Source organism: Sulfitobacter sp. EhC04 (assembly GCF_001650875.1).
Lineage (GTDB): Bacteria > Pseudomonadota > Alphaproteobacteria > Rhodobacterales > Rhodobacteraceae > Sulfitobacter.
This window is the reverse complement of the sequence record NZ_LXYI01000059.1, coordinates 1-8,603: the sequence shown is the minus strand read 5'-3', so window position 1 is coordinate 8,603 and position 8,603 is coordinate 1. Positions and strand designations below refer to the sequence as shown.

General features: G+C 55.0%; 7 protein-coding genes. 1 reads left to right on the top strand and 6 read right to left on the bottom strand.

The features are described 5' to 3' along the window. Positions 1 to 603 precede the first annotated feature (603 nt). The gene (locus A8B82_RS20245; protein WP_114273189.1) at positions 604 to 1,833 is read left to right on the top strand and encodes an MBL fold metallo-hydrolase; all 1,230 of its coding nucleotides are present in this window, start codon (positions 604 to 606) and stop codon (positions 1,831 to 1,833) included. A 30-nt stretch (positions 1,834 to 1,863) separates the two neighbouring features. Here the strand turns inward: A8B82_RS20245 and A8B82_RS20240 are convergent, their stop codons facing one another. The 6 genes from A8B82_RS20240 to A8B82_RS20215 all read right to left on the bottom strand — a co-directional run bounded on the left by A8B82_RS20240 (position 1,864) and on the right by A8B82_RS20215 (position 8,384). Beyond that, positions 1,864 to 3,039 (bottom strand): patatin-like phospholipase family protein, encoded by a 1,176-nt coding sequence (locus tag A8B82_RS20240; RefSeq protein ID WP_067296653.1) that lies wholly within the window; start codon positions 3,037 to 3,039, stop codon positions 1,864 to 1,866. Beyond that, positions 3,032 to 5,314 carry a ThiF family adenylyltransferase gene (locus A8B82_RS20235; protein ID WP_161489486.1) on the bottom strand — a complete coding sequence of 761 codons (2,283 nt, stop codon included), beginning with the start codon at positions 5,312 to 5,314 and terminating at the stop codon, positions 3,032 to 3,034. The genes A8B82_RS20240 and A8B82_RS20235 overlap by 8 nt, the downstream gene beginning before the upstream one ends. Continuing rightward, positions 5,307 to 6,440, bottom strand: coding sequence for a hypothetical protein (locus A8B82_RS20230; protein ID WP_067296640.1), 1,134 nt, complete (start codon positions 6,438 to 6,440; stop codon positions 5,307 to 5,309). Before A8B82_RS20230 ends, A8B82_RS20235 begins: the two co-directional genes overlap by 8 nt. Positions 6,441 to 6,827: 387 nt before the next feature. Next, complete coding sequence (locus A8B82_RS20225) at positions 6,828 to 7,112, bottom strand: DUF6429 family protein (RefSeq protein WP_235604751.1); 285 nt, start codon at positions 7,110 to 7,112, stop codon at positions 6,828 to 6,830. After that, a complete protein-coding gene (locus A8B82_RS20220; RefSeq protein ID WP_067296648.1) occupies positions 7,109 to 7,366 on the bottom strand; it encodes a WGR domain-containing protein in 258 nt (85 codons plus the stop codon). Before A8B82_RS20220 ends, A8B82_RS20225 begins: the two co-directional genes overlap by 4 nt. Before the next feature lie 85 nt (positions 7,367 to 7,451). Then, positions 7,452 to 8,384 (bottom strand): DUF2493 domain-containing protein, encoded by a 933-nt coding sequence (locus tag A8B82_RS20215; RefSeq protein WP_067296638.1) that lies wholly within the window; start codon positions 8,382 to 8,384, stop codon positions 7,452 to 7,454. Positions 8,385 to 8,603: the final 219 nt, after the last annotated feature.

The following is an 8,603-nucleotide window of genomic DNA, read 5'->3' as shown; positions in this document are numbered from 1 at the left end:
CGCACGTTATTCTGTTCGACCAGAAGCCAGACGCATAGCCCTTCTGAATCTTATGCCAGGTGGCGAAGACTAAAGCCCCTCGGCTTCGCCCGGCGGCAGCGTCCGCCTTGCAAGAGGGATGCAGACCCGTCAGGGCTGAAAGCGGATCGTGAAGGCGACCATGTGGCAAACGTCTTGGGATGGCTCAGGATGAGACAGGCCAAGACGTATTGGCACAGGAATACAGCAAGGTCAGAATTCAGGGCGGAGCCTCAGCAGCCCGGCCCCGCTTACGGGGCTTGCCCATGTCGAAACCTTCACCATTACAGTCACGCACATCGCAGCATGGAAGCCTATTTCGCAGGTGCAGCATCGTGTTCGGCCCAAACCTGTCCTTCAACCATGCCATCAATCTCGCAAACGCAGCGAACCAAAGCGGTCATCGGTGCAAGGCTCAACATCCATCCAACCACGTTCCGCCGGAGCGCGCCACTTCCGGTCATTGGTGAGCTTCACAGCAACTTGCAGAGTCATGCAATCGGTCACGATTGGCCTATTGGGTTGGCTGGAAAAGTTGCTAGTCTGGAGTCACAGAAAATAGTTGCAAGTTTTTGAAGGTTATTGATGAAAATACATGTCCAGTATCGTTTCCACCCAGTAGGCCAAGGCTTATTTTCCGCAGGGCGGCTTACCCTTGGTTCATCTTTTAACCATCATTCGAGACCGGATTTTCAATGGGTTTATGATTGCGGCACATCCTCGTCACAACGGCTGGTGAGGAACGCTCTTGGTAAGTTCCAGAGCCGCGTAGATGGACGCAGGCTAGATCTTGTTGTGATTTCTCATTTTGACGCTGACCATATCAGCGGGATGGTGAAGTTGCTCAACGATGTGGGTACGCGCACCCTCATGCTGCCTTGGGCCCCGCTTTGGCACCGGCTCGCCATCGGATATGCGCAGGGGCTCGAACCTGACGATCCCGAATTTGCGTTCTATACCGACCCAGCGCAATACTTAGTCGATCAAGCCGGTGACGGGTTCAATCAAATCGTCTTTGTGCCGTTTTCTGATGGTGACGGACCAGCTGATCCGGACGGGGGCGGCGAGCCTGACTTTGACCCTGATGGCGATCTGCCGTTGAAGATTGAAGCCGAAGCAGAGATCCGCCAGGAGAAAGGCGACCAAGACTGGATGGCCGAATGGATGTCATATCTGTCAGGCGCAAGGCATCATTACCAAATGCTGATGATGCATCCGCGTGGCACGGCGTTCATCCCTAGCCTCTGGGAATTCGTGCCCTACAACGATCCAACGACTAGGCCACAGAACGTAGCGAGGTTTGTCGAGCGAGTGAATGATTTGCGCGATGCCCTCCTAAACAGCTCCGACAATGATCGCAAGGATGCGCTACGGGAACTGAAGGATCATTACGTGCGGACATTCCCGAAGTCTCAGCTCAACGATCTTAGCCTATTCTTATATGGAGGTCCCATCGGCCATTGGCGGACCAACTGGCCGTGGTTCGAGGAAAAATTTGACGGCTCAGTTATCTATACGGGTGATGGTAATCTAAGTACGGACCATCAATGGCAGTCTTTGGTCGGATATTTGGGACACAAACGATCTTTCCAGCCGACAGTGTTTCAAGTGCCCCATCATGGCTCAAAGAACAATTGGTTTACCGGCCTTGCATCCATGATCGAACCCGGGCTCAGTATCTTTAGCTCGGATCCTGGGCATCGCAGTTTTGGACATCCGCATGCAGATGTCTTGCGTGATCTCTGGCCATTTCGACCTGTCCAAGTCGATAAAGTGAATCACTACTGGGCCCATTTTGAACTTCACCGAGACTAGGACGGCGCTGGCTATGCGCCAATCAATCTTTCAAAGATCAGGATGATATGTCTCGATTAGGTTTTTGGTGAGCTGTTCACCACGCTTTGCGATCAACTCCAAGTCTTCCTGACACATCGGATCGAAGTTCGTTGGGTAATCAAACGTCTTGTCACGCGCTACGAGGTCAGGGGGCGGACACGGCAGGGCAGCATCGTTCTGCCCAAGATACGGCAAAAGAAAACCCTTAATCTCACCGCTTTCCTTGAGACGGTGCAAGAGATCGAATGTTATTGAATGAGTCCGACGATGAATTGTGTTAATCGTCTCGATCATTCGGGACGGCCAAAAATATGGTAGCGAGGAACCATCGGGAATGCCCTGGCCTGCGACGCAGGCAATAATGAAATCAGTCTCATTCACATTCGTGCTAAAACTGCTATCGCGCTTAGGGATGAGGCAACTCGTCCCAAGGTTATCATAGACGCCGCCGTCACTGACGATTGTTCGATGCGTGGCCGTTTCACCGCGCTTTATGTAGCGCTGCTGTTCATCCAAAGCTGGAAGGATGGCTGGAAACGAGGCACTGGCCGCAACAGCTTTTGCGACTAACGTGTCTTCGGTTAGCGTTCCAAATCTCCAACATCCAGATTCCATTGAGCCATAGCGAAATGCCGATTGGGTTCTGAGCTCTGACGCGTTGATAATGATTTTCAGGTTCTGGCGTTTGACCCCCTTGAGGAGGGTTCCCTTGAAATACTCATCGTCAAGAAATCGTGCAAAGGCTGTTGTTCTGCTCGCAAATCTGGGAAGCGGTGCTTGAAGACGTAGCTTCAATGAATCCAGGCTCGCATGTTTGATGCCGACAAGCCCAAGCGCAGAAATCAGAAGCCTTGCCGACGAGCATAGCGCCGCGAGAACGCCTGATGTGAAGATCGTCCCAACGATCTTCGGCGCTTCGCCAGAAAAGAGGGTGTATCGGATGATCCCCTTTTTCAGCCCTTTGCGCAGAATAATTTGCATGCGTTGATCAAATTCTTCGAAACTATCGTCCGAGTATGCCCAAAGCGCGCCAATCACACTTCCGCCGGATACAGTGGAAAGCGTTAGGACCTGATCGAGAATGCCGCGATCATTCAAAGCCCTCATACATCCAAGATGAAACGCTGCCGCTCGCGAGCCACCGCCTGATAGCGCAAGTCCGAATTTGAAAGACTTGCTACTCATCGACACTCTCCCCAGCGGCAAGGGTAACGACTTGAAATTCATTGCGCCTGAACAGATGAAAGCGCCAGGTCGGACGCGTGGCTGCATGACCAACGATCAGCATCACAACATGACGCGGCGTCTTTTCCTGTAGATGGAGTATCTGCGCCATGGCGCCAAGATCTACCATGCTTGGCTTTGGTATGGAAACAGGATGCGTATGCCAGACTCCAACGAACTTCGTTGAGTTGCCGCTTTCTTTTGCGTGGAATTCACAAAGCGCGTGCGTCCCTTCAATGCCGCACTCAAAAAGCTCGGGAGACTTTTTGCTGTCTGGCGGCGGTCCTGTGGCCACATCAATCGAAATTATTCCCAGCGCATCATCAATTTCGCCAAGGAGGATACCCCCAGTTTCGTCCTTAGCGCTGCCCGTACGGGCGTTTGACTTGATCTCACTGTCTATCGCTGATTGCGCGCGATGAGAGAGATGGACGCGGTATCCATGATGAGCCTCGACGTGGATACTGGGTTGGCAAAGCGGGACAAGATGCGAGGACATTGAGCCGTCATCATGTGACACACGAACGAAACATGCTGTTGCCTTTGAGTCACCGCCCTCCCTCAAGGCCGAAGCTGCAAAGTTGAAGAATGAGGATGCGAAAAAGGCGATATCTGCAGCTGATCCCACGAAGGTAGGCTCGGAGCAACCTGGTTCGGGTTGAAACCCTCGCTCGTGCTGATCGAATGGCCAAAACGCTTCGGCGAAATCTGTCAAACCGCTATCAGACATTGCGGCGACTTTGGTGCGACGCAATAGGTCGGCAGGGCCAAAAGCTGAACCAGGCATGTTCAAAGTGGCGATACCTTTTGATGCATTTGCGCTGATCGCGCATCGTAGCATCGGCGGCACATCATTGTGCTTTGTCAGATCAAGCTGCAAGGCGGTGGCAACCCGTCTTGACGCCGTCGCATCGATGACAAGATCGAAATCACTGATATTAAGTGCCTCTGGCCAACCTTTTGTTAGGTTGGCGAATTCATGATCGATGTCTGCCTTTGGGTTGATCGCACGCAGCTGTACAGACAAGGCGCTTTGTTTTGAGTAACCGACTTGATAGTTTCGGAATTGCTGCCGAACAAGGATGCCAGCATTGACGGCTGAATAATCGACCAGGCGAATTTTTTCGGCTCCAGCGCGAGCGAGGTATTCACCGATATGAGAGCCGAGCGCGCCACAACCCAACAGCGCAATCTTCTTGCCAAGAAACCAGCTGGCTTTGGTGCCTTGGTCCCGACGAAAGGTAACCTCGGGACGGTTATCGTAGACGCGGCACCATTCGGTCTTGGCTTCGGTTGCCCACTCAAGAACGACCTTCCAGGCTTCCAGCGTTGCCTCGGTATTCTCTTCCAGAATTATGCCCTGGAGAGCTTTGACATACTCCGCATCCATCTTCCAGGCGCTGAGGTGCTGTCGTAATGGCTCATCCGCCGCTCTTCGCCTCATGGGCGCGCCAAGAATGAAGTAGAGCGGTTCGTTATCAGGTTGGCACAGGGCAAATATTTTCAGGATTGAGAACAGCAGATCGAAGGGAACTCCGCGAGCTTCCAGCGTCGTGATGAGTTTGCTGATCGTGTCAGGGTACTCCATCGGCATGGCCTGATTGAGCAGCACGACTGCGGCAAACTTTTCATCCTTCGGCAGCGAGCTCGGCGTCTCGGACCATTCTGAAATATCAAAGCAATGGTCATTCCGTCTGGTTAGTTTTCCTGTTCCAAGCCAGAAGGATTTCCCATCTTCAATCTCTGGCGCATCGATCTCGACCGCAAGTTTGATGTCGGAGGAAGTGTATTCAACTGGCGGGTGAAGAGGTGCATCCTCCGGGTCAAGCTGATTGCGGGCAGCATCACGCAGCCAATCGTCCAGACGTTTGATCAGGCCAAACATTCCATCCTGCGATGCCCATTCGACATCCGTTGCCTGGTACAAACAGAGGTAGTCACCCCACTGCACATGGGCGCGCCCGAGAAAGCGCTTGTGTGCGAAGTAGACCCTTGGCGGTTCCACTGGAAAATGCGGCGACACGAAAATGTTCAGCGGCTCGCGCCTTCTATAGTCGAAGCCGCCATCTTCATAAGCGTATCCGCTCGTATCAATAGACACGCGAATAACAAGAGAAAGGCCTTGGCCAGCAGGTGGCTTTACGTCAACGATATCAATCGTATCATCGCTGGCTGCCGCGATATCTTGGAGTTGGTCGAGTGCAAGTTGTTGCCCTCTCGTCGTGAAATCAGCCATACCCGACCTGTTCCGAGGGCGGGCTGTCTGATCCGCGCGCATCATCAACCGCATCGGCAAGTTTCCTTGCAGCGGCCGCTTGCGCAACTTCTGGAGCGTCTAGCGCGCCGTCGGAAACATCAAAGACCAGGGGCTCTCCGTCTTCTCCATCCTCGTGAGTGCAGAGGAAACCTCCATCAGCGATTTCTTCGTAGCGTTTCTTCGCTTTTGCGTGCGGTGGATTTTCGCCAGATGCATTCTGCAAGGGAATTTTTTCGCTGCTGGCGACAATCACGCCGCCATCAACCTGATACTCCGCCAGATCATCAAGAATATCCTGCTTGAGAACTTCTTTGTCGCCTTCCTTTTGGTACATGGCCGACTTGCTGCAATGATGCGGTGCAAGGAACACTTTCCAGGCGAGGTACTCCTCGTTGCCAGCCTCCTTGGTCTTGTCGATGATCTTGCGCAGACGCGGGTAGGCAATGTCGCCGAACAGGAGAACGCCCCCTTTGGAAGGGTTATCACCCAGAACAACCTGCATGCAAAGGCTTGTGTTGTTGCGGTCACCATCAGTTTCTTCCGCGAATGGTGCATGGATGAACGCGTTGAAGTCTCCCTCGTAATCGACACCGTCAATTTCTGTTATCGAGTTGCCAGGAACAGTCAGGCGATCTTCCGGGAAGCCGACGAAGTGATCTTCTTTGAGAAGGGCATCGTATCCGATGAGTCTGACCCGATCACCTGCGCCAACGTCACCACCTGAGTTGATCGTTTCTTGAACACGGCGCTCGGCTTCTTCTTTGAAGGCTACTGCATCATCGCACAAATCCTGATCGTTCTCGATGAAGACGCGCGGGGTAAACCAGATTTCGCCAATCGTGACGCGATCAAGCAAATCGTGGAAGCCCTGAATGTGATCTTTATCAGGGTGGGTCAAAGCAAAGGTTGAAAGATATGGTTTGCCGTTCACTGTGGGGAGGTTTTCTACGAGTTTGTCGACCAAGGCAGCATGATCATCGTCTGCATCGCCAGCGCTATGAAGATCTCGCAAGTCAACCTGCAAAACAATGCCATTCTGGACGACAACAGTTGTGCTATCCCCTGTGCCGACTGGCCAGAACATCACCTTAGGTTCATCAAACATTGTTTGCCTCAGTATTGGTCAATAATACGCACCATCGCTGACGCAACAGCTCACCAAAAGCATACTACGGATATTGCGGTTGAGGCAACATGATACAAGATGTAGGGTTAGAGAGAACGGGGATTTTCGGCTATTCCCTCTGGCTTTCCAACAGCTTCAAGGTTGATTCTGCTGGAGGCGCCTCGGTGTAGTGCGGCGGATCATCCGATCGGCCGACTGGTTTCTACGCCCAAATGAATGACTGCTTTCAGAAGGACAGGTGATTTTCGACGGGAGCGCAGCGAACGCCCGCTTGCCGCCCTGCGCGTTGCTGATGCTGCAAATGCGGATGCGAGCAAATTGCGCGCAGATGCAGCGAACGACTGTAAGGTCCCGCAAAGCCGCCCGTCACTCGGCCTTGCTGAACTCCCGCGCGAGAATTTCCCGCGCATGCGCGACCCCTTCTGGGGTCAGGCTCAACGATTTCGCCTTGTTTTTGGGATCAAAAATCAGGCCTTTCTCGAAAAGCCGGTTGGTGATGGCCCAATCGATTCCCTTCCAGACCTGATCGCCGTAATGCAGCGTCAGGCTAAGGATCGCGAGAGCCGCATCATCGATCTTGTCAGTGTCGAGTGCCATCTCCCCCTCGTTTTCCTGTGTCTGCCCGCTTTTCGAACCGCGGCCGCGCATCATGCATAACCCCGCCGCTTCTTTATCGCCGCAAGTTTCATCAGCGCGGTTACGGCGCGCCCTTCATCTGGATGCTGCTCAATCATCATCTGCCCGCGCGCGCCAATGCTGCCCCATTCGCGCACCAAGCTGGCGCCCCCAAAGAGATCGGGCTGAATGCTCATGCGGTAAAACCGCCGCATGTTGCAGGCTGGATCGATCCGCCGCATCTGCAGGTCGGTCGGGAACACCTCAAGTTGAGCGACAGAGTGAGACATATCGTGATCCAGCAGGCTTTCTTCCAAAATATCAGGTGGAAGCCTGCTCTTCCACCTCGATTTCCCCGCGAGAGGAAAAGGGGGCTCATGCCCCCTTCTCGAACTTCATGACCGGGATGCCGAGCTTTTTGGCCTTGTCGGCTAGGTTCTCCTGGATGCCGGTGCCCGGGAAGACGAGGACGCCCACGGGTAGCACGTCCAGCATAGCGTCGTTGCGCTTGAAGGGCGCCGCCTTGGCGTGCTTGGTCCAGTCGGGCTTGAAGGCCACCTGCGTCACGCCGCGGGCCTCGGCCCATTTGGCGGCGATGAGTTCCGCGCCTTTGGGGCTTCCACCGTGGAGAAGGACCATGTCGGGATACTTGGTCCGGACCTGGTCGAGCTTTCCCCAGATCAGCCGGTGATCGTTGAAGTCGGTCCCGCCGGTGAGGGCAACCTTGGGGCCTGCGGGCAACATCACCTCGGTTTCTGCGCGGCGCTTGGCGGCGAGGAAGTCGCGGCTGTCAATGAGCGCGGCGGTCATGTGCTGACGGTTCACCATCGAGCCCGTGCGGGGGCGCCAGGACGATCCCGTGTGATGGACGAACTCGGTGGCGGCGTGATCGCGCATCATGTCCATGCAGTTGCGCCGTTCGATCAGCGTCAGGCCTTCGGCCGTCAGGCGCTCGAGTTCGGTGGATTTCACCTCGGAGCCGTCCTGCTCGCGCTGAAGGCGGCGCTGCGCCTGTTCGTTTTCATCGAGCGACCGCTCGATCCGGGCCGTCGCGCGGTGGAAGAGGTTGACCTGGCCCCAGAGCACCTCTTCGAGGTCGGGTTCCATGCGGGTGTCTTCAAGGCTCGCGACGAGGGCATCGAAGATGTCGGCGACGGCGACCGCAAGGCGCTGCCCATCGGGCATCGGGCGCGGATCGGGCTCATCAAAAGGACGGAAGCCATAAAGCTGCAACTCGTCGAGCGCATGGGCGGTCTGGGATGCGGTGTGGGCGGGTTCATACGCGTCGTCGTGGGTGTGGATCGTCATCGGTTTCTTGCCTCCGGGCCTGTCTCAACCGCGCGACACCCGCGCGGCCTTCATGGGCTGCGAAAGCCGTCATGGGGGACGCCCCTTCACCCCGCCTTTCGGGGCCGGAACGCATGTGGAGGAGGGCGGCAGGCAAGCTATTTGTTTCGCGATGCAAAGCGGGGGCTCGTCCCCAGCGGCGGAAATAGCTTGCCTGCCGCCCTTGATGGGGCGTCCCCT